This is a genomic window from Enterobacter sp. 22499, from assembly GCF_052044815.1.
In the GTDB taxonomy this organism is placed as follows: Bacteria; Pseudomonadota; Gammaproteobacteria; order Enterobacterales; family Enterobacteriaceae; genus Enterobacter; species Enterobacter bugandensis.
This window is the reverse complement of record NZ_JBQENR010000001.1, coordinates 353,274-374,265: the sequence shown is the minus strand read 5'-3', so window position 1 is coordinate 374,265 and position 20,992 is coordinate 353,274. Positions and strand designations below refer to the sequence as shown.

Genomic DNA, 20,992 nt, shown 5'->3' with positions numbered 1-20,992 from the left:
CTCCTACAGCAGCTGTTTGCTACGCAGGAAATCGCGGGCGACCTGCTGCGGTGACTGATGGTCAATATCCACTTTCTTGTTCAGCTCGGTGATAACGTCGTTGTTGAGCTGGGCCGAGAGGGTATTGAGCGCCTCTTCCAGACCGGGATTGGCCTCCAGGGTGTCCTTGCGCACCACCGGGGTGACCGCGTAGCTCGGGAAGAAGCCTTTATCATCTTCCAGCACTTTGAGATCAAAGCCCTTCACGCGCCCGTCGGTGGTATAAACCAGCCCGGCGTCGACGAAGCCGTCGCGCACAGCGTTATAGACCAGACCCGGGTCCATCTGGCGGATTTGCGGACGGTCCAGATCCATCTTATAGGCCTCCTGCAGTGGCTTCATGCCGTCGCTGCGCCCGGCAAATTCAAGGTCTAAGCCCAGCAGCCAGTTTTTGTCCGGGTTGGTTTTGCGAACCTGTTCAATTTTCGCCACCATCTCCGACATGGTGTTGATATGCTCCGCCTCGGCGCGCTTGCGCTGCATGGCGAAAGCGTAGGTGTTGTTCATGTCGGCGGGTTTGAGCCACACCAGACCGTGCTTCGCATCCAGGCGCTTCACCGTCTTCCAGGACTCCTGCGGCGACATGCGCTTGTTGATGTGGTTGAAGATGATCAGCGACGTGCCGGTGTACTCCCAGGTCATATCAATCTGCTTGTTGATCATCGCGTTGCGGGAGATCACCGTGGCGATATTGGTTTTTGGCTGCACCTGAAAACCTTTCTTTTGCAGGTACTGTACGGTCATCGCCGAGAGAATGTGCTGCTCGGTAAAGCTCTTGGTCGCCAGAATCAGCGGGGCTGCCATCGCCTGGCCGGTGAACAGCGCCGCGGCACACAGCGCCGTCAGGCTGGAAAACAGTCTCATAAAAGCTCCTTGTTATTGTTATCGAGCGAGATGGGGACTCATCACGCGACCCAGCGCCGCCAGCAGGGTGTCGAGGATCAGGGCGAACAGGGCGGTGGCCGCCGCGCCGAGGATCAGGGTCGGGAAATCGTTCAGGTAAATACCCGGGAAAATCAGCTCGCCGTAGCTGCTGGCGCCAATCAGAAACGCCAGCGGCGCGGTACCGACGTTAATGGCGGTGGCGATGCGGATCCCCGAGAGCATAACCGGCCAGGCGTTGGGCAGCTCAACCTGGCACAGGCGCTGCCATTTGGTCATCCCAATCCCGTTTGCCGCTTCCAGCAGCGACGACGGGACCGAGCACAGCCCGGCGTAGGTATTGCGCACAATCGGCAGCAGCGAGGCGAGGAACAGGGCGATGATGGCGGGCGTATCGCCGATACCAATCACCACCATCGCCAGCGCCAGCACGGCCAGCGGCGGCAGGGTGTTGCCGACATTAAAGATTTGCATCACGTATTCGGCGACGCCCCGCGCGGCCGGACGGCTCAGCAGAATACCGGCCGGAATGCCCACCAGCAGGGCAAAAAACATCGACGAGAAAACCAGAATCATGTGCTGTTGCCCGAGGTAGACCAGGTCAACCTGACGCGCCTTGATTGTCTCAAGCCCGATTCCCCAGACGAGGAGGGCGAGGACCACGAGAATGGAGCCGACAAATAGCAGCGAGCGTTTGAGTAATGGGTGCATTGCGGTGTGTCTCCCTGTGCGCATGCGTTATAGCAACCACCGGTTGCCTGTTGTTATGCCATGTTTCGGCAGGGGTAATTGACCTATAGCAAGCGTTTGGGAAGGGTTCCAGCGAAGGGGGGAAATCAGTAACCCTATGAAATTAGTGACAACCTTAATTAAAGCCTTATGGCGTAAGGGCTGGTTGCGTGCCGGGCAGAATAGTCCTAAAGCGAATTTTCAATAGTGACAGTGTCACATATCAAAGGGCGCCCTTACGCCGAGAGTCGTTCGTTATTTAGATAGAGGCACGAACCCGGCGAACGCGGACCGAGATGCTAATGATAGAAAAAATGGCAACAATCGCGAGCAGCAGCCCAAGCGCCAGCATGGCGTTAAACCCAATCCATCTAAACAGCAGCAGCCCAGCAATCCCTCCGCTCATAAACGAGAAAATAGTGGTTAAGTGAGTTTTTAGCTGACTTTTTTGTGCCGCGGTATCCTTCGAGTAATCCCTGCGAAGCATCGCCACCAGCACGGAGGCCAGTGATATGCCTGCATCCGTTAGCGTGCCGGTAATGTGCGTCGATCTCACCCGCCCTCCGGAGAGCTGCGTGGAGGTTGAATTATGAATACCCATCAGGCCGCACAGAAAAATAATAATCTCGCGGTTGCTCGTGAGGGCGTGGAAATACATCTCGTAGAGAGAGATGCCGGTCAATAGTACCCCCTCGACAAAAAGGATTTGGCAAAAAACCAGCCTGATATTGTGGATAATGCCCCAGAGTACAATAAGACGAGCAAGGATGGCGCCGGTGACAAAAGAGAGAATAATCGAGCCAAAGAAAATCATATCGCTCAGATCGGTGGAGGAGACTTCGCTGGATAATTGTGAGGTATTGCCGGTCATGTGAGAGGGGAAAAAGCCAAATGCCCCAAGGGCGATGGCGTTAAGCAAACCTGCCGAGGTCGCCAGCCAGAGGGCAAGCCGACGATCCTCCTTATGCGTTCGTTCTTTCTTGAGTCTAATCAGCAAGAATACCTCCGGGTTGAGCTTTGCCTGAATAGTCAGGCTAGCAAAGCGGTGCAACGGGCTGTCCAGGATATGGCTTAATTATTATTCCCTCTGACGCCATTCAGGGTTTAGTAATTAAATAAAATATCCTTGCTCAAGGTGGGGGCGTAAATAATTTATATCATGCCGTTATTGCCGTGACGCAAAAACGCGGGGCGCTGGTTGAGGCGCTCATACCAGGCCTCAATCGCCGGCACGTCGGGCTTGTCAAACGGCGTCATCTTCCAGCGATTCACCGACAGCCCAAGCACCACGTCCGCAAGGGTAAACGTCTCTCCCGCCGCAAAGGCCCCGGTGCGCTGCAGTTGGTTTTCCAGAATGGTGATGCAGTGGTTCCACTCTTTTATTCCCGCCGCAATGCGCGCAGGGTCGTTAAAGTCCGGGTTTTTTCGTCCCAGCGCCGGGAAGACATAGCGCCAGGCGTTATTGAATTCAGTTGCCTGCCAGTCCATCCAGCGCTCAACGTTGGCGCAGGCCTGCGGCTCTGCAGGCAGCAGATCGTGACGTCCGGCCTTGCGCACCAGATAGCGGCAGATGGCGTTGGACTCCCACAGCACGAAATCGTCATCCATCAGCACCGGCACCATGGCGTTGGGGTTCAGCGCGCGGAAGTCATCCGTTTCTGTTGAGGCAAAACCGCTGCCGTAGTCTTCCTGCAGGTAAGGGATGCCCGCTTCTTCACAGGTCCAGAGCACTTTACGAACGTTGATGGAGGTGGTTTTACCGAGGATGTTAATCATGACGCCGCTTCTCTTCAGGGGGGTTAATCATTTAAAAACAATACACCCTTTGCGCGAAGAGGGAGGGATAATATTGAGTGAGGAGTGCTTTGTACGGGCAGGTCAGCGCGTTTTAAGCGGAAACGTTACGTCTTCAGGGTGCGTAATGGCGGTTATTCCGCGCCGTTTTCTCCAGAGGCGCCTGCTTGCTTAATGCCTGGAAAAAATTTAGGCTAACCTCAGAGATATGCTTGCTCATTAAAGGCTTAGAAATGGAAAAAATAACCCCTGAATATACGTCCGTTGACTTATCTCGTTGGGCAAGGAAGGAACATTTTGAGATTTTTCAGGGGTTCGCTCAGTCGACGTTTAACCAGACGGTTTTAATCGATATTACTGCGCTGTTAAAACATATCAAAGCGGTCGGCTGGAAATTTTACCCGACTATTATTTTTCTCATTTCTAAGATCGTCAACAGTCATCCTGAGTTCCGTATGGCCATGAAAGACAATGAGCTTATTATATGGAACGAAGTTCATCCAAATTATACCATTTTCCATAATGAAACAGAGACCTTTTCATCATTATGGAGCCATTATGATGGCAATATTCAGCACTTCCAGAAGACCTACGCTGAAGACATTGCGCGCTACGGTAATAATTTTGCTTATTGGCCTAAGGACGAATCCAGGGAAAATATCTTTTTCATATCGGGTATTCCCTGGGTGAGTTTTACCAGCTTTAACGTCAACGTTGCGCACATGAAGAACTTTTTTGCCCCTATGTTTACGCTTGGAAAATACTATGAACAAGATGGCAAAGTATTATTGCCCCTTGCCGTTCAGGTTCATCATTCCGTGTGCGATGGTTTCCATGTGGCAAGACTGTACAATGAATTACAAGAGATGATTGATGCCTTGCCGCAATCCGGCGCGTGACGTTAATAAAAAAGCCGCAAGCAGCATGCTGCTTGCGGCGTCAGGCTCGGTGACGATGTGGCAATCAGGCAGCTTTTACCGCTCTGATTTTTTTACTGTCAGCCGCAGGGGCATCGAGAGCAGGGAGCTTGCTGGTGCGCAGAATATGCTGCACGGTATCTTTCTGCTCGGCGAGATACAGACCAAGATTTTCAGCCTGCGTTTCATCCATCTGCATTCCGCTTTGCAACAGCCAGTCGGTGAACGCGTCTGCCATATCGAGCAGCTTGTCGTGAGCGTCAGCCTCTTTCTTACTGGCAAATGTCATTTTCTCTTCACCTTTTCTTACGACAACATATTTTATTTCAACAGCCATCACGCACCTCTCATACTGTATTTATATACAGTATAACAGCTTCGGGATGATGTTGCAGTAAAAAGTGAGCTACTGGTGCATCGGCTGCGTTTCTCGGCCGCCGATACTGCGTCGCCATGCGCCAGGTGCCTGACCGAATTGGCGCTTAAAGCTGCGGTTGAACGACTGCTGAGAGTCAAACCCGAGCGCGATTGCCACGTTCAGGATGGGCTCATCGCTGTGGGCTAAGCGCTCAACCGATTTTTGCAGCTTTTGCGCGCGAATATAGCCGGCGAGGGGATAGCCCGTGTGCTCTTTAAACAGGCGCTGGAGGTGCCATTTCGAGTAGCCGGAGCGCCTGGAGACGGTCTCAATGTCCAGACGACTGTCGAGGTTGTTATCAATCCAGTCGAGTAAATCATGCATAAATGCGCCAGTGTTCATCAGGTTTCCCCCACGCAGCGATAGAAAGGTATCTTTGTCTGTTGCATTTTAAGGTGGCCTGGTTTCACGATAATTGCAAGTTTTATTGTTGCATTTAAATCCTTGCCCGAAACGGGCCTTTTAACGCCGCCTCAAATAGCACATAAAGTGCAACAATTATTCTTGCACTTAGTTAGGCGCATTCCTACAATCGCCGCGATAGTGTATTCGAAACTGTTACAGTTTTGTGGCGATGAACGACACAAATGGCCTTAAGCCAGCCCGGACAAAGGAAGTGGCGCGGCACCTCCCGCTGCGTCTTGCCCGGCGGCTACAATTACCGGAATAAAAATAATGAGCCTGCAAAAAACCTGGGGAAACTATCATCTGAATGCGCTGGGAGCGATGATGCTCTCCGTGCTGCTCGTCGGATGTGATGACAGCGTCGCGCAAAACGCCGCGCCGCCCGCGCCCGCCGTTAATGCTGCAGACGTGGTTGTGAAATCCATTAGCCAGTGGGATAGCTTTAACGGCCGGATTGAAGCCGTGGAAAGCGTGCAGCTTCGTCCCCGTGTCTCTGGCTACATCGACAAAGTGAATTTCACCGACGGCCAGGAGGTGAAAAAGGGTGAGGTGCTGTTCACGATTGATGACCGAACCTATCGCGCCGCGCTGGAGCAGGCGCAGGCGACGCTGGAGAGAGCCAAAACGCAGGCCAGCCTGGCGCGAAGCGAGGCTAACCGTACCGATAAACTCATTAATACCAACCTGGTATCCCGTGAAGAGTGGGAGCAGCGCCGTTCGGCCGCCATTCAGGCACAGGCCGATATTCGCGCGGCCCAGGCTGCGGTAGACGCCGCGCAGCTCAATCTCGACTTCACCAAAGTGACGGCTCCTATTGATGGCCGCGCCAGCCGGGCGTTAATCACCAGCGGCAATCTGGTCTCCGCGGGCGACAGCGCCAGCGTGCTCACCACCCTGGTCTCGCAGAAGACGGTTTACGTCTACTTTGACGTGGATGAGTCAACCTATCTTCACTATCAAAATCTCGCCCGCAACGGGCAGGGGGCGTCCAGCCACCATACGGCGCTACCGGTTGAGATCGGCCTTGCCGGCGAGGAGGGCTACCCCCATCAGGGTAAAGTGGATTTCCTTGATAATCAGCTCACGCCGAGTACCGGTACGATCCGCATGCGCGCGCTGCTGGATAACGCGCAGCGTCAGTTCACGCCTGGACTCTTTGCCCGCGTGCGCCTGCCGGGCAGCGCGGAATTCCAGGCCATGCTTATTGACGACAAAGCGGTACTGACTGACCAGGATCGCAAGTATGTCTATATCGTGGATAAAGAGGGTAAAGCGCAGCGTCGCGATATTACGCCGGGGCGTCTGGCCGACGGTTTACGCATCGTGCAGCAGGGGCTGAAACCTGGCGATAAGGTCATCGTTGACGGTCTACAGAAAGTGTTCATGCCGGGTATGCCGGTGAACGCGAAAACCGTCGCCATGACCGCCAGCACCGTCCTCAATTGATCACTTGACCTGAGAATCCTTCCCATGGACTTTTCCCGCTTTTTCATCGACAGGCCGATTTTCGCTGCCGTACTGTCGATTCTGATTTTTATCACAGGATTAATCGCCATCCCGCTTCTACCGGTGAGTGAATATCCTGACGTCGTACCGCCAAGCGTACAGGTGCGCGCGGAGTATCCGGGCGCCAACCCGAAAGTGATTGCCGAGACCGTGGCGACGCCGCTGGAAGAGGCGATCAACGGCGTCGAGAACATGATGTACATGAAATCCGTTGCCGGCTCGGACGGCGTGCTGGTTACTACCGTCACGTTCCGTCCGGGTACCGATCCGGATCAGGCGCAGGTGCAGGTGCAAAACCGCGTCGCGCAGGCCGAGGCGCGTCTGCCGGAAGACGTGCGGCGCCTGGGCATCACGACGCAGAAGCAGTCGCCAACGCTGACGCTGGTGGTGCATCTGTTCTCGCCCAACGGTAAGTACGATTCACTGTATATGCGCAACTACGCCACGCTGAAGGTGAAGGACGAGCTGGCGCGTCTGCCCGGCGTCGGCCAGATTCAGATTTTCGGCTCCGGTGAATACGCGATGCGCATCTGGCTGGATCCGAACAAGGTCGCGGCCCGCGGGCTGACCGCCTCGGACGTGGTCACGGCAATGCAGGAGCAGAACGTGCAGGTCTCCGCCGGCCAGCTTGGCGCCGAGCCGCTGCCGAAAGAGAGCGATTTCCTGATCTCCATTAACGCCCAGGGCCGTCTGCATACCGAAGAAGAGTTTGGCAATATTGTCCTGAAAACGTCGGAGGACGGTTCGGTCGTCCGCCTGCGCGACGTGGCGCGGATTGAAATGGGTTCCGGCAGCTATGCGCTGCGTTCCCAGCTTAACAATAAAGACGCGGTAGGGATTGGTATCTTCCAGTCACCCGGGGCGAACGCCATCGATTTGTCTAACGCGGTGCGCGCCAAAATGGACGAGCTGTCCACCCGTTTCCCGGAAGATATGAAGTGGGCGGCACCTTACGATCCGACGGTTTTCGTGCGCGACTCCATCCGTGCGGTGGTGCAAACCCTGCTGGAAGCGGTGGTGCTGGTTGTACTGGTGGTGATCCTGTTCCTGCAAACCTGGCGCGCGTCGATCATTCCGCTGATCGCGGTGCCGGTGTCGGTGGTGGGGACGTTCAGCATTCTCTATCTGCTGGGCTTTTCGCTTAACACCCTGAGTTTATTCGGTCTGGTGCTGGCGATTGGTATCGTGGTGGACGATGCCATCGTGGTGGTGGAAAACGTCGAGCGAAACATTGAAGAGGGGCTTGCGCCGCTTGCGGCGGCGCATCAGGCGATGCGTGAAGTCTCCGGGCCCATTATCGCAATTGCGCTGGTGCTGTGCGCGGTGTTCGTGCCGATGGCGTTCCTCTCCGGCGTAACCGGTCAGTTCTACAAGCAGTTTGCGGTGACGATAGCGATTTCCACGGTGATCTCCGCCATCAACTCGCTAACGCTCTCTCCGGCGCTGGCCGCGCTGCTGTTAAAACCGCACGGCGCGCCGAAAGACTTCCCGACCCGGCTTATCGATCGCCTGTTCGGCTGGATTTTCCGTCCGTTTAACCGCTTTTTCCATCGTAGCTCTAACGGCTATCAGGGGCTGGTGGGCAAAACGCTTGGCCGACGCGGCGCGGTGTTTGTGGTGTATCTGCTGCTGCTGTGTGCCGCGGGCGTCATGTTTAAAGCGGTACCCGGCGGGTTTATTCCGACACAGGATAAGCTCTACCTGATTGGCGGCGTGAAGATGCCGGAAGGCTCGTCGCTGGCGCGCACCGACGCGGTGATCCGCAAAATGAGCGAAATCGGCATGAATACCGAAGGCGTGGACTACGCGGTAGCTTTCCCGGGGCTGAACGCGCTGCAGTTTACCAACACGCCGAATACCGGGACGGTGTTTTTTGGCCTGAAGCCGTTTGACCAGCGCAAGCACTCTGCGGCGGAAATTAACGCGGAGATCAACGCGAAAATCGCGCAAATCCAGCAGGGCTTTGGTTTCTCCATTCTGCCGCCGCCGATTCTGGGGCTGGGTCAGGGGTCTGGCTACTCGCTGTATATTCAGGATCGCGCGGGTCTGGGCTATGGCGCGCTGCAAAACGCGGTGAACACTATGTCCGGTGCGATTATGCAGACGCCGGGAATGCACTTCCCGATCTCAACCTATCAGGCTAACGTTCCGCAGCTGGACGTGCAGGTTGACCGCGATAAGGCGAAAGCGCAGGGCGTGTCGCTGACCGATCTGTTCGGTACGCTGCAAACCTATCTGGGCTCGTCGTACGTGAACGACTTCAACCAGTTCGGGCGCACCTGGCGCGTGATGGCGCAGGCAGACGGGCAGTTCCGCGACAGCGTGGAAGATATTGCGAATTTACGCACCCGGAATAGCCAGGGCGAAATGGTGCCGATTGGCAGTATGGTGAAAATCACGACCACCTACGGACCGGATCCGGTGATCCGCTACAATGGCTACCCGGCGGCGGATCTGATTGGCGATGCCGACCCGCGCGTGCTCTCGTCCGCGCAGGCGATGACGCAGCTGGACGCGATGTCTAAGCAGATCCTGCCGAACGGAATGAACATTGAATGGACGGATCTGAGCTTCCAGCAGGCCACGCAGGGCAATACGGCGCTGATCGTTTTCCCGGTCGCGGTACTGCTGGCGTTCCTGGTGCTGGCGGCGCTGTATGAGAGCTGGACGCTGCCGCTGGCGGTGATCCTCATCGTTCCGATGACCATGCTTTCCGCGCTGTTTGGCGTCTGGCTGACCGGGGGCGATAACAACGTCTTCGTGCAGGTGGGGCTGGTGGTGCTGATGGGGCTGGCCTGTAAAAACGCGATTCTTATCGTGGAGTTTGCCCGCGAGCTGGAAATTCAGGGTAAAGGCATCATGGAAGCAGCGCTGGAAGCGTGCCGCCTGCGTTTACGTCCGATTGTGATGACATCCATCGCCTTTATCGCCGGGACCATTCCGCTGATCCTCGGCCACGGCGCGGGCGCAGAAGTGCGCGGCGTCACCGGGATTACGGTCTTCTCCGGGATGCTGGGCGTGACGCTGTTTGGTCTGTTCCTGACGCCGGTCTTTTACGTGACGCTGCGTAAGTTCGTGACGCGCGGCAAAGTGGAAAGAGAGGTTCTGCCTGCGTAGGGATATCGCAGATAACAAAAAACCGCACTCACTATGAGGGCGGTTTTTTTTGCGTAAATTACTGGGCTTTTTTGTACTGGGCAATCAGTTCAGGTAAAGGATCGCACCCGCTGGTATCGGCTTTTTTGACCTCGTCCAGCGCGCTTGCCACGGTGTGGCGCGCTAATACCGCGAGCGAGGCCTGCTCTGCTTCTTCGGAAATAGATTTGAAGTACCAGCAGGCGTTCGCGCTGACCACGCAGCGGGCCGGCACGTCCGGGCGCGACGCCCAGAGTTTTTTATCTTCGGTGACTGAAAGGTAGATATCGCGCAGCGTAATCTCTTCCGGCGGACGTCCAAGATGAATTGAGCCGTTGCGGCCAAGCGTTGAGACGATAATGCCGTCACGCGTGAGTGGAACCATCAATTTGCGGATAAAGCTCGGGTTGGCTTCCAGGCCGTAGGCCAGAATCGCACTCGTCGAACGTTCACCTAGTTGCTCCGCCATCGCTACGCTGAGAACCATCTGCAAAGCTGTCGGGAAGCGGTAATCTAACATTTCTCTTTCCTGGGTTGCGGTGAATCTTGTTCTTTTTGGCACCGCGGAGGTGAATAAGCAATAAACAACAATATAACAAATACGGTAATTTTTTTGAAGCAATCTGCGGCATTTGCGATCAAACACCCTGTTCCGGTTTAGCTATATGTGCGGTTCGGGAAGTCAACCGTCACCAGCAGGCCACCTTCTGCGGAAGTACTCAGGTTTACGCTGCTGCCGTGTTGCTGTGCAACGGCTTTGACAATGGCAAGCCCCAGTCCGCTCCCGCTTTGCAGCTGATTGGGATCGCGGAAAAACCGGTCGAATACGCGCTCGCGCAATTCAACCGGGATACCCGGCCCCCGATCGGAGACGCGTAGCTGGGCTGATTTATCTGCTGAGCATACCTCTACCTGAATCCGCCCGCCCTCAGGACTGTACTTCACGGCGTTTTCAATGAGATTGTCTATAAGCGACATCAGACGCTCCCTGACGCCAGCGATCCAGATTTCATCCTCAGCGAAGAATTCCAGCTCAATCTTGCGCCCGGACGCTAGCGGCTCCAGCGCAGCCATCCGCTCTTGTATGAGCGAGGTTAGCGGCACGGGCTCCATCGCGGTGTCAATGCGCGCTTCACTGTGCATCATCAGCAGCAGCTGGTTGACAAGACGGGCCGCCCGGCTATTGCTGCGCACAATCCCTGCAAGCAGTTGCCGCTGGCTCTCGCTGCTCACCCAGGACTGCAGCGCCTCCACGTTGATGCGCATCGCGGCCAGCGGCGTACGCAGCTCGTGCGCGGCGTCCGCAATGAATACCCGTTCGCGTTCAGCGCTTTCCCGCACTCTGGCAAGAAAGTCATTAATCGCGTCCACCATCTGGCGGAGTTCCTTATGCCCGGGAACGGCCTTTAAAGGGGAGAGATCGTCAGGCGAACGTAATGAAATCTCATTAACCACCTTGCTCCAGGGGCGCATCGCAATGCGGATTGACAGCCACGCAGGAAAAAGAAGAAAAGGAATGCACACCAGCAGCGGCATAATGTAGTAGCCCCGCGAGTTCAGGTAGATAAAGAAGTTCCAGCTTCCGGCAGGGGTGAAAAGGGTAACCTCCACGTTGGAGTGGGGGGATTTAAGCGTGCGGCTCGTCCAGGCGTGACCTTCACTCTGAACGCGCTGCATTTCGCCCAGTCTGGTGTTTTTTACCCCCGTAGGTGCACCATCAGAAGAGAAAATAACCTCGTTGTTTTTGCGAACGATCAGGTTAATCGACAACTCCGGATCTTCACCGCCGCCATAGCCTTCCCGCAACGCTTTGCTGAATGCTTCCAGGACATCATTACGATCCTGCGGGCGCTCGTCACTGAGATCAACCAGAGTAAAAATGGTTTCGTAAGTCTTACTTCCCGTGAGTATCGGAGGGCTACGCAGGTCTTCCAATAAAATAAAGGTTAAAAAAAGACACCACAGCAGGGTAAGCAGCAGCATCTGGGCGATGATAATTCGCCGTACCAGCGTTGGGCGCCTCAGTTGGTGCCAGACATTTCGCATTAATCTGTCACCTTCTGGATAGCGACGGTATCAATGACATACCCGACGCCCCGCACCGTTCGTACATAGCCGTCACCAATTTTTCGCCGCAAATTCCCCATATGCACGTCGAGTGCATTGCTGAGATTTTCCTTCGCGCCAAATATCCTCTCTTCCAGGAACCGCCGCGTGATCACCCGGTCAGCGCGCAGCATCAATGTTTCAAGCAGCGCATATTCACTGGCCGTCAACTCAACGTGACGCGCGTTCACCGTTACGCGACGCGTCGGGATATGAAGCGATAAGCTCCTGATTTCTATCGCTTCATTTTCAAAACCGTAGCTGCGTCGCGCAAGGGCTCTGACTCGCGCCAGCAGTTCGGCGAGAACGAAGGGTTTGACAAGATAGTCGTCTGCGCCAGCATCCAGCCCGCACAGGCGATCCTGCAGGGTGCCTCGCGCCGTCAGGATAATGACGGGGATCCCCTTAAGCTGCTGGCGCAAACGCGTCATCAGGCTCATGCCGTCGCCGTCGGGCAGCCCCAGGTCGAGCAGAATAAGTTCCGGCACGCCGACCTCAAGCTGATGCAGCGCATCCTCTTTACGGCGAACCCATATGACATCAAATCCTTGATCTGAAAGGGCGATACGTACGCCATTGCCGAGATCCAGGTCGTCTTCGATTAGTAAGATTTTCACATTGGTAACTGTATCAACAGTGAATGAAGAACAACTTAAGAAAAAAACGGTAGCAGGAAATCCGTCCGGTTGACAGCGCCCGCACGCGCTTCAGTCTTTCTTCATTTTCGGCTCATAAGAACCTCAGGGTGAGTATTCAGAATGAGTGCTCTGGCGTGTAAACCGCTTGCATCGCAATCATTTGAATCCAAAGGACTTCTTCAATGAGTAACATCGAACTGCGTCATTCTTTCCCCTATTTACTTCCGAGCCGCAGACTGAAAAACATCGTGCCGGGCGTTATTCTGGCGTTACTGGCTACCCCGGTACTGGCGGCAGAGCAGAAACAGGGCAATGTCATAACCCTGGGGGGAGGCGTGGACGTCGCGCCACGCTACTCGGGTTCGGATAAAAGCCGGGTCTCGGCAGCTCAGGTAGTAGATTATTCCATGGCAAATGGTTTCTTTATCAGCACCACGCGGGGTATCGGTTACGGAAACAACATTGGCAACCTGGATTACAACGCCGCAGTGAGCTACCGAACAGGCCGTAAAGATAAAGACGTGAGCAGTGATTCGATCAGCTCCGGCAGCGACTACCTGCGGGGGATGGGCGATATCAAGGGTTCCGCTATCGTGGTGCCGGGTCTGGGGTATAAGGTGACCGACTGGCTCAATCTGCAGCTGCAGGCTGAGATCCCGGTTTCTGAGAGAGACAACGGTGAGGCGGTGCATTTCGGCATTTCCAGCCCGCTCTATACATCGTCGAAAAATGCGGTGACGCTGGGGCTGACGGGCAGCTGGGGTTCCGGCAAGTACATGCAAACGTACTATGGGGTTAATGCTGCCCAGTCCGCCGCATCGGGATTTGCCCGACATGACGCCGGAGCGGGAATTTACGCCTGGTCGATGAACCTTGACTGGACCTACAGGCTCACCTCGCGCTGGAGCGTTCTCACCTCCGCGGGCGTAACGCAGTTGACGGGGGATGCGGGTGATAGCCCGATCGTGCAACGTAAAACGTCGCCAACGGGAAGCCTGAAGGTGACGTACAGTTTCTGATTGCAGGTTGCTTATAGATATGAGCGCGCAATAGCGACGAATTTGAACCGCCCCGGAAAGATGATGGGGCGGTAGTTTTTAAATGATGTTTAACAGCAGTCAGAATAATGAGTTGACTGACGTTTTATTAAGAACTGAGAGGCATCGACCTGACTCCGGAGCATTTGGAAACCATAACCTCACTGAGAAGTGTGTCAATATTACGTGGCTATAATCCCTGTCCGGAGAATAAAGTGCTCGGAAAATTATTGTTAAAGTACATGCCAGGGTTACAAAATTTGTTAGCCTACGATAAAAGCTGGCTAAAACATGATGTTAAAGCTGGATTATCCGTCGCGGCTGTAGCGCTACCAGTTGCTATTGCTTATGCTGAATTGGCGGGTGTTGGGGCAATAGTGGGGCTCTATTCCTGCGTTTTACCGATGATAGCTTATGCACTGTTTGGTTCTTCACGTCAGCTTATTGTTGGCCCTGATGCAACGACCTGCGCCGTGATTGCAGCCGTCGTGTTTCCTCTTTCTGCAGGCAATCCTGAACTGCACTGGCAACTGACGATCGTCATGACATTGATGATGGGCGGGTGGTGCCTGCTTGCCAGTAAATTCCATCTGGGTGCACTTGCCGATCTCCTTTCTCATCCCATTCTTACAGGGTTGCTTAATGGCGTAGCCGTGACGATTATTGTCGGGCAATTAGGCAAGGTTTTGGGGATCAAGCTCGATGAAGCGCAGGTTATTGAGAAAATACTGGCCTTGCCAGGCCGACTTTTAGACAGCCATGTATTAACAATAGGGATATCACTTTTAACGTTAATTATTTTAATGGTTATCAAAACGTATCGCAGCAACTGGCCAGCACCTCTGATTGCCATTGTGATAACAACGATACTGGTATGGGGAACATCTGCGCAACAGTATGGTATTGCCACGATTGGGGGGGATGGCTTCCAGCCTGGTTTACCCGTCGTTAACTGGGGGGCGTTCCAGCCCGGTCCGATGCGAGAATTAGTGATCCCGGCGCTGAACCTGGCTTTAGTAAGTTTTGTCAGTCTGATGCTGACCGCCCGCAGTTTCGCCGCGAAAAATGGCTATGAAATTAATGCTGATGCAGAGTTCCGGGCACTGGGTATTGCGAACATTATGTCTGGGTTATCTCAGGGATTTGCCATCAGTGGAGCCGATTCCCGGACCGCGGTTAATGATTCCGTTGGGGGGAAAAGTCAGCTGGTTTCCATAGTCGCAGCCTTACTGATAGGTTTAGTGGTGGTATTTTTCACGCAGCCATTACAATTTATTCCGGTATCTGCATTAGGTATTGTTCTAATGTATGCATCGTGGTCATTAATTGATTTACGTGGTTTATGGAACCTGAGGCGAAGAAATAAACAGGCATTTCGCCTGGCCTTCTTCACGTTTGGCTGTGTTTTAATCATCGGTGTAATCCAGGGGATCGGCCTTGCGGTGTTGCTTGGCCTGTTACAGTTCCTGCGTACGGTATTTCGTCCCTCTGAGCACTTACTCGGGACTGACGAAAATGGAATGATCCACTCATTAGGTAATACAACCGATATTAAAATGGTCCCGGGCGTGCTGATGTATCGATTTAACTCACCGTTGACCTATTTTAATGTGGCTTATTTTAAACGTCGGGTATTGAACCTGGTTGATGGTGCAGCAGTACAACCTAAATGGGTGGTTATTGATGCCGTGGCTTGCTTCACCTATTCAGATATCAGTGTCCTGGCAACCATTAATGAGTTAAAGCGTGACCTGAAAGCCCGACAGATTATGTTAATCCTTGCGGGCAGGAAAACGGAATTAACACGTTGGTTTAAAGAAAGTCGGCCAACGATGAATGATGATGACATGATTCTGGCGCCAGACCTCTATTTGGCACTCCGGTTCATTCAAAGCAAAGAAAGTGTGAGTGAATCAGGTGGTGATGCACAACCAAACCCTGGTTAAAGGCTTGCTCGCCACCCGCGAGCAAGCCATATCCCTTAGCGGTACAACGTCTTTTCCGCAACCGGAACAACCAACGCCGATCGCCAGTCCGCCAGCGTCAGCTGCGCAAGCCTGCCGAGCGCGATATAGAACGGATGCCCGGCGTTGTCGACAAACACCGACAGAAAGCGGGTGCTCCACGGCAGCAGATGCCACGCCAGAAGCCGATCGCACTCCGACTCGCGGCCATTCTCGGCCAGCCATGCCGCCAGCAGCAGCAGGGTGCCGAAATGATCTTCCGGTTCATTTTGCTGCATCTGAAACGCGATATTGTTTTCCCGCATCCACTGGCGCAGCGCGAGGGTCGAATCGCCAAACAGCACGGATTCACGGTCCAGCCAGACGGAACCCCACGGCGGAGCGGGCAGGGCATAAGGACCAATAAACAGCCGTTGCCAGGCATCCGTCAGCGGCTCATCGGAAGATGAGGCAAAGGTTTCGGCAACGGGCAGCAGCGTTTCCGGCGCCACGGGCCAGTCCTCTATCCATTCGCCAGCGGTAAGTGCCTGCACCAGCGGGGCTGTCTGCTCGCTGTCTGGCGCGAAGTAAAACAGCGCGCCCAATACGCGGGCGCTGAACGCGAACGAGTCACGGTGTGAGACGTCTTTCATTAAACCTTCCTTGCTCGCGCGGTTATGTCCGCGCGACGTGGTTAACCATTAATACAGACCAAAGCATAAACCAGGGTCATAGAATTCACCCCTTACACCTTCTCAATCTGCACCAGATTGGTGTGCTGCGGGTTGCCTTTTGCCAGCGGTGACGGGCGGTGCGTGGTCAGGGTGTTGATACACGAGCCGTGGTCGATACGATCGCCATTCATATTGGCATCGTGCCAGGCTCCCTGGCCCATGGCGCTTACGCCTGGCATGATGCGCGGCGTGACTTTCGCTTCTATTCTCACCTCACCGCGATCGTTAAAGACGCGCACCGTATCGCCGTTCTTAATGCCACGTTTCGCGGCATCAACGGGATTCAGCCAGACTTCCTGGCGGCAGGCCGCTTGCAGCACGTCGACGTTACCGTAGCTCGAGTGGGTGCGGGCTTTAAAATGGAAGCCAAACAGCTGCAGCGGGAACTGCGCGCGCTCGGGCGCATCCCAGCCGTCAAAGGTGGATGCGTAGACGGGCAGCGGGCTGATCGTCTCATCTTTTGCCAGCTCCCAGGTCGCCGCAATATCCGCCAGCTTGCTGGAATAAATTTCAATCTTGCCTGAGGGCGTTTTCAGCGGGTTGGCTTCCGGGTTCTCGCGGAATTTTTTATAGGCCACAAAGTGTCCGTTCGGATCTTTGCGCTTATAGATGCCCATTTTTTTCAGCTCGTCATAGGACGGCAGTGTGGGATCTTTAGCGAGCATTTTGGCATACAGATACTGCAGCCACTCTTCCTGCGTTCGTCCTTCGGTAAATTTCTGATGGATATCCGGTCCGAGGCGTTTCGCCACTTCGCTCATGATCCAGTAGATAGGCTTGCGCTCAAACTTCGGCGCGGTCACGGGCTGGAGAAAAATCAGGTAACCCATGTTCCCGGCGTAATCGTTAGGGATAATGTCTTCCTGCTCGACGGTCATTAAATCTGGCAGCAGGATATCGGCGTATTTCGCCGATGAGGTCATAAAGTTGTCGATCACCACGATGGTTTCGCACTTGCTTTCGTCCTGCAGAATATCGTGGGTTTTATTGATATCGGAGTGCTGGTTAATAATGGTGTTGCCCGCGTAGTTCCAGATGAACTTAATCGGTACGTCCAGCTTATCTTTACCGCGCACCCCGTCGCGCAGAGCGGTCATTTCCGGGCCACGGGCGATGGCGTCCGTCCAGCTGAAGCAGGAAATTTGCGTTTTGACCGGGTTTTCCGGCAGCGGCATACGTTCGATAGTGATGGTGTAGGTCGACTCACGGGCGCCGCTGTTGCCGCCGTTGATCCCCACGTTGCCGGTCAGAATCGGCAGCATCGCGATGGCGCGGGAGGTCAGTTCACCGTTCGCCTGACGCTGTGGTCCCCAGCCCTGGCAGATATAGGCCGGCTTCGCGGATCCAATCTCGCGGGCCAGTTTAATGATGCGTTCTGCAGGAATGCCGGTGATGCGCGAGGCCCACTCCGGCGTTTTCGCCGTGTTGTCCTCACCCTGGCCGAGAATGTACGCTTTGTAGTGACCGTTAGCGGGGGTACCTTCCGGCAGCGTTTTCTCATCGTAGCCAACGCAGTATTTGTCCAGGAACGGCTGGTCAACCAGGTTTTCGTCGATCAATACCCAGGCAATCCCCGCCACCAGGGCGGCATCGGTACCCGGACGGATCGGGATCCACTCGTCTTCGCGTCCGGCTGCCGTATCGGTGTAGCGCGGGTCGATGACAATCATGCGTGCGTTAGAACGCTCGCGGGCCTGCTCCAGATAGTAAGTAATCCCGCCGCCGCTCATGCGCGTTTCCGCCGGGTTATTGCCGAACATCACCACCAGTTTGGTATTTTCGATATCCGAGGTGCTGTTGCCGTCGTTGCTGCCGTAGGTATAAGGCATCGCGCAGGCGATTTGCGCCGTGCTGTAGGTGCCGTAGTGGCTCAGGAAACCGCCGTAGCAGTTCATCAGGCGCGCCACCAGCGAAGCGTAAGGGGAGGAGCGGGTGATATTGCCGCCGACAATCCCGGAGGAGTAATTAATATACACCGCTTCGTTGCCGTACTTGCTGACCACGTCTTTCAGACTGGCGGTGATGGCGTTCAGCGCTTCGTCCCAGCTGATGCGCTCGAACTTGCCTTCACCCCGCTTACCCACGCGTTTCATCGGGTAGTTCAGACGGTCAGGGTGGTTGATGCGGCGGCGAATGGAGCGCCCGCGCAGGCAGGCCCGGACCTGGTGATTGCCGTAGATATCCTCACCGGTGTTATCCGTTTCGACCCAGTACACTTCGTCATCGCGGACGTGCAGACGCAGCGCACAGCGGCTGCCGCAGTTGACCGAACAGGCGCCCCAGACCACTTTATCTTCTGCCGGTTTCATTGCATTTTGTACCGCGGCTGCGGCGCTTTTCAGTCCAAAAGGCAACGAAATTCCGCCAGCGGCAAGCGCCAGAGAACCTATCGCCGTAGATTTCACGAGTGTTCGACGGCTAATCCCGCCGTGATGTTCGATATCGGACATGGCTCACCCCACCATTGTGATTACGTATTATTTTTCCCGAAACGATAACCGGGCTAATGATGGGGTGAGTGTTACTTATTTGGAGGTATTAAATATTAATCCTTGTCAAATCAAAGGGGATTGACGGTGATTTACTGAGGTTCAGCCGGCGCATTATCCTGATTGCCGGACGCCGCCCCGCTGCCCGTACGGGTGTACAAAATTTTAAAGGTGTCGTTGGCACAGTGGCCCACCACCTGAGCATCCGGCTGGTCAGCCTGATCGTTCGGCACAATGTTCAGCGTAAAACCTGACTCCGGCACGCCGTTGTTGATGATCTTCTGCTGAATGTCGCTTTTCACGCGCTCGCAGGAGTCCGGTGCCGCCAGCGCGGCCGTTGAGGCACTCATTAACAGCAGGGCGGTAATCCAGGGTAACCGTTTCATCTGTAGCTCCTTTTCTCTGTGTAGAGATTAATTTTAGCAGGCTTCGTGTAAACAACTGTATTTGCTAATATGATTGGGAATAATCTCTCTGTATTGGTAAAGAATGTGAAGAAATATGCAGCGATAACGCTCCTGGCAGCTACTCTCGCAGGGTGTGATAACAACTCCGCGCCGCTGTCGTTTACGCCCGAGATGGCGAGTTTTTCGAACGAATTCGATTTCGACCCTCTTCGCGGCCCGGTCAAGGATTTTACCCAGACGCTGTTCAACGAGAAGGGTGAAGTGTCCAAACGGGTCACCGGCACCGTGTCGGCGGAAGGGTGTTTCGATACTCTGGAGCTGCACGACCTGGAGGCTAACACGGGCGTAGCGCTGGTGCTGGATGCCAACTACTACATCGATGCAGAAACCCAGCAGCGTAAGGTGAAGCTGCAGGGCAAATGCCAGCTGGCCGAACTGCCTTCAGCTGGGGTGACGTGGGATACCGACGACAACGGCTTTGTGGTGGCCGCACATGGTAAAGAGATGGAGGTGAAGTACCGCTACGATGCGGATGGCTACCCGCTTGGCAAAACCACCGTCTCCGGAGATCAGCATTTATCGGTACAGTCGACGCCGTCTAAGGATCTGCGCAAAAGAATGGATTACTCGGCCGTGAGCCTGTTAAACGATAAGCCGCTGGGCAACGTGACGCAGAGCTGCGACTACGATCGCCACAATAACCCGGTGAGCTGCGATCTGACGATCACGGACGACAGCGTCAAACCCGCCGTTGAGCGCAAGTACACCATCAAAAACACGATTGAGTATTACTGAGAATGAAACCGCGCAGGCTACTGCGCGGTTGGTTTCAGCAGGCTGGCACCTGACGGCTTGTGACCGGCCAGATGCTGATGCTGGAAAATGCACATGCGGATGGTATTGCGGTATTCACCGTTGATAAAGAACTCATGAATCAGCTCGCCTTCTACCATAAAGCCCAGTTTGCGGTAGATATGGATCGCTTTTTCGTTCTCTTTATCCACGATCAGATAAAGCTTGTAGAGATTCAGGACGTTGAATCCGTAATCCATCGCCAGCTTCGCCGCCCGGGAGGCCAGGCCTTTCCCCTGGTGCTCCGGCGAAATAATGATCTGGAACTCCGCCCGGCGGTGAACGTGGTTGATCTCAACCAGCTCCACCAGCCCGGCTTTGTCGCCTTCACACTCCACCACAAAACGACGCTCGCTCTGATCGTGAATGTGCTTGTCGTAAAGATCCGACAGCTCGACAAAGGCCTCGTACGGCTCTTCGAACCAGTAGCGCATCACGCTGGCGTTATTGTCGAGCTGGTGAACAAAGCGCAGGTCTTCACGCTCCAGCGGCCGGAGTTTTACGTCACAGGGTGCCGACATTATGGGGCTACCGTACGACCAGTGCGGCGATCCAGGCAGCGCAGGGTGTTCGGCTCCCAGTAGGCATTGACGTTCGCACTTTGCTGACACTTATCGCGTGCGTCAAAGGCGACATCTTCTTTGTCCCACTCTTTTTCAGCACGTTTGTTGACCTTCTGACGAAGGCTGCGGGTGTCATTCCATTGTTCTTTGTCCATCGCGGCGTTCTGGCGGCTTTGCGCGCTGTCACCAGACTCAATAATGAGCTTGCTGGTTTCCGCTGTCGCAGAGGCGGCAAAGGCGAACGATGACAGCGCCAGCAGGGCTGTCAGACAAAGGCGTTTGCTTAATGTAGTCATAGCGTTTCCTTTTAAATGGGTGCAGATGAGCAAGTTTCCCCGTTCAGATTCTACACCAAAGAGCAATAACGGCATACCCGCGACACGGGTATGGAAAAGTAA

The 20,992-nt window shown here is 54.8% G+C and carries 20 protein-coding genes; 6 read left to right on the top strand and 14 right to left on the bottom strand.

Annotated features, from left to right (window positions below; translation table 11 throughout):
• Positions 1 to 3 precede the first annotated feature (3 nt).
• From osmX to ACTJI7_RS01705, 4 genes are all read right to left on the bottom strand, one after another.
• Complete coding sequence (osmX, locus tag ACTJI7_RS01720; RefSeq protein WP_063153920.1) at positions 4 to 903, bottom strand: osmoprotectant ABC transporter substrate-binding protein OsmX; 900 nt, start codon at positions 901 to 903, stop codon at positions 4 to 6.
• Between the two features lie 18 nt (positions 904 to 921).
• On the bottom strand, positions 922 to 1,632 hold the full coding sequence (gene osmY / locus ACTJI7_RS01715) for an osmoprotectant ABC transporter permease OsmY (protein ID WP_440669576.1): 711 nt from the start codon (positions 1,630 to 1,632) through the stop codon (positions 922 to 924).
• A 277-nt stretch (positions 1,633 to 1,909) separates the two neighbouring features.
• Positions 1,910 to 2,647, bottom strand: coding sequence for a YoaK family protein (locus ACTJI7_RS01710; protein WP_041912015.1), 738 nt, complete (start codon positions 2,645 to 2,647; stop codon positions 1,910 to 1,912).
• Positions 2,648 to 2,802: 155 nt separating this feature from the next.
• Positions 2,803 to 3,426 (bottom strand): glutathione S-transferase family protein, encoded by a 624-nt coding sequence (locus tag ACTJI7_RS01705; RefSeq protein WP_028012987.1) that lies wholly within the window; start codon positions 3,424 to 3,426, stop codon positions 2,803 to 2,805.
• 251 nt (positions 3,427 to 3,677) lie between these two features.
• Here ACTJI7_RS01705 and catA point away from each other — a divergent pair, with 251 nt between their 5' ends.
• Positions 3,678 to 4,343 (top strand): type A chloramphenicol O-acetyltransferase, encoded by a 666-nt coding sequence (gene catA / locus ACTJI7_RS01700; protein WP_047368456.1) that lies wholly within the window; start codon positions 3,678 to 3,680, stop codon positions 4,341 to 4,343.
• Between the two features lie 64 nt (positions 4,344 to 4,407).
• Here catA and ACTJI7_RS01695 read toward each other — a convergent pair whose 3' ends face one another.
• Positions 4,408 to 4,698, bottom strand: a complete 291-nt coding sequence (locus ACTJI7_RS01695) for a YebG family protein (RefSeq protein ID WP_063153922.1) — start codon at positions 4,696 to 4,698, stop codon at positions 4,408 to 4,410.
• A gap of 69 nt (positions 4,699 to 4,767) precedes the next feature.
• Positions 4,768 to 5,121: a helix-turn-helix domain-containing protein gene (locus ACTJI7_RS01690; protein WP_028012990.1), complete on the bottom strand. Its 354-nt coding sequence runs from the start codon at positions 5,119 to 5,121 to the stop codon at positions 4,768 to 4,770.
• A 333-nt stretch (positions 5,122 to 5,454) separates the two neighbouring features.
• Here ACTJI7_RS01690 and ACTJI7_RS01685 point away from each other — a divergent pair, with 333 nt between their 5' ends.
• Positions 5,455 to 6,630, top strand: a complete 1,176-nt coding sequence (locus ACTJI7_RS01685) for an efflux RND transporter periplasmic adaptor subunit (protein ID WP_063153923.1) — start codon at positions 5,455 to 5,457, stop codon at positions 6,628 to 6,630.
• 24 nt (positions 6,631 to 6,654) lie between these two features.
• Positions 6,655 to 9,807, top strand: coding sequence for a multidrug efflux RND transporter permease subunit OqxB (oqxB, locus tag ACTJI7_RS01680; protein ID WP_028012992.1), 3,153 nt, complete (start codon positions 6,655 to 6,657; stop codon positions 9,805 to 9,807).
• 58 nt (positions 9,808 to 9,865) lie between these two features.
• Here the strand turns inward: oqxB and ACTJI7_RS01675 are convergent, their stop codons facing one another.
• The 3 genes from ACTJI7_RS01675 to ACTJI7_RS01665 form a co-directional block, all read right to left on the bottom strand.
• The gene (locus tag ACTJI7_RS01675; protein WP_028012993.1) at positions 9,866 to 10,345 is read right to left on the bottom strand and encodes an RrF2 family transcriptional regulator; all 480 of its coding nucleotides are present in this window, start codon (positions 10,343 to 10,345) and stop codon (positions 9,866 to 9,868) included.
• A gap of 137 nt (positions 10,346 to 10,482) precedes the next feature.
• Positions 10,483 to 11,871 (bottom strand): sensor histidine kinase, encoded by a 1,389-nt coding sequence (locus ACTJI7_RS01670; RefSeq protein WP_063153924.1) that lies wholly within the window; start codon positions 11,869 to 11,871, stop codon positions 10,483 to 10,485.
• Positions 11,871 to 12,548, bottom strand: coding sequence for a response regulator (locus ACTJI7_RS01665; RefSeq protein ID WP_028012995.1), 678 nt, complete (start codon positions 12,546 to 12,548; stop codon positions 11,871 to 11,873). The genes ACTJI7_RS01670 and ACTJI7_RS01665 overlap by 1 nt, the downstream gene beginning before the upstream one ends.
• Positions 12,549 to 12,751: 203 nt before the next feature.
• Between ACTJI7_RS01665 and ACTJI7_RS01660 the strand changes: the two genes are divergently transcribed.
• Together ACTJI7_RS01660 and ACTJI7_RS01655 are read left to right on the top strand one after the other, a co-directional pair.
• Positions 12,752 to 13,588, top strand: a complete 837-nt coding sequence (locus ACTJI7_RS01660; RefSeq protein WP_063153925.1) for a MipA/OmpV family protein — start codon at positions 12,752 to 12,754, stop codon at positions 13,586 to 13,588.
• 233 nt (positions 13,589 to 13,821) lie between these two features.
• A complete protein-coding gene (locus ACTJI7_RS01655) occupies positions 13,822 to 15,552 on the top strand; it encodes a SulP family inorganic anion transporter (RefSeq protein ID WP_045631623.1) in 1,731 nt (576 codons plus the stop codon).
• 35 nt (positions 15,553 to 15,587) lie between these two features.
• Here ACTJI7_RS01655 and dmsD read toward each other — a convergent pair whose 3' ends face one another.
• The 3 genes from dmsD to ACTJI7_RS01640 form a co-directional block, all read right to left on the bottom strand.
• The gene (gene dmsD, locus ACTJI7_RS01650; RefSeq protein ID WP_440669572.1) at positions 15,588 to 16,202 is read right to left on the bottom strand and encodes a Tat proofreading chaperone DmsD; all 615 of its coding nucleotides are present in this window, start codon (positions 16,200 to 16,202) and stop codon (positions 15,588 to 15,590) included.
• A 92-nt stretch (positions 16,203 to 16,294) separates the two neighbouring features.
• Positions 16,295 to 18,733, bottom strand: a complete 2,439-nt coding sequence (gene ynfE / locus ACTJI7_RS01645; RefSeq protein ID WP_440669570.1) for a selenate/tellurate reductase subunit YnfE — start codon at positions 18,731 to 18,733, stop codon at positions 16,295 to 16,297.
• A 131-nt stretch (positions 18,734 to 18,864) separates the two neighbouring features.
• Positions 18,865 to 19,158, bottom strand: a complete 294-nt coding sequence (locus ACTJI7_RS01640) for a DUF1161 domain-containing protein (RefSeq protein WP_028013000.1) — start codon at positions 19,156 to 19,158, stop codon at positions 18,865 to 18,867.
• A gap of 69 nt (positions 19,159 to 19,227) precedes the next feature.
• Between ACTJI7_RS01640 and ACTJI7_RS01635 the strand changes: the two genes are divergently transcribed.
• Positions 19,228 to 19,974: a YnfC family lipoprotein gene (locus tag ACTJI7_RS01635; RefSeq protein WP_032644870.1), complete on the top strand. Its 747-nt coding sequence runs from the start codon at positions 19,228 to 19,230 to the stop codon at positions 19,972 to 19,974.
• 17 nt (positions 19,975 to 19,991) lie between these two features.
• On the opposite strand, the gene speG is transcribed toward ACTJI7_RS01635, so the two are convergent.
• Together speG and ACTJI7_RS01625 are read right to left on the bottom strand one after the other, a co-directional pair.
• Positions 19,992 to 20,552 (bottom strand): spermidine N1-acetyltransferase, encoded by a 561-nt coding sequence (gene speG, locus ACTJI7_RS01630; RefSeq protein WP_041910220.1) that lies wholly within the window; start codon positions 20,550 to 20,552, stop codon positions 19,992 to 19,994.
• Positions 20,552 to 20,890: a DUF1283 family protein gene (locus ACTJI7_RS01625; RefSeq protein ID WP_008502414.1), complete on the bottom strand. Its 339-nt coding sequence runs from the start codon at positions 20,888 to 20,890 to the stop codon at positions 20,552 to 20,554. The genes speG and ACTJI7_RS01625 overlap by 1 nt, the downstream gene beginning before the upstream one ends.
• Positions 20,891 to 20,992 lie beyond the last annotated feature (102 nt).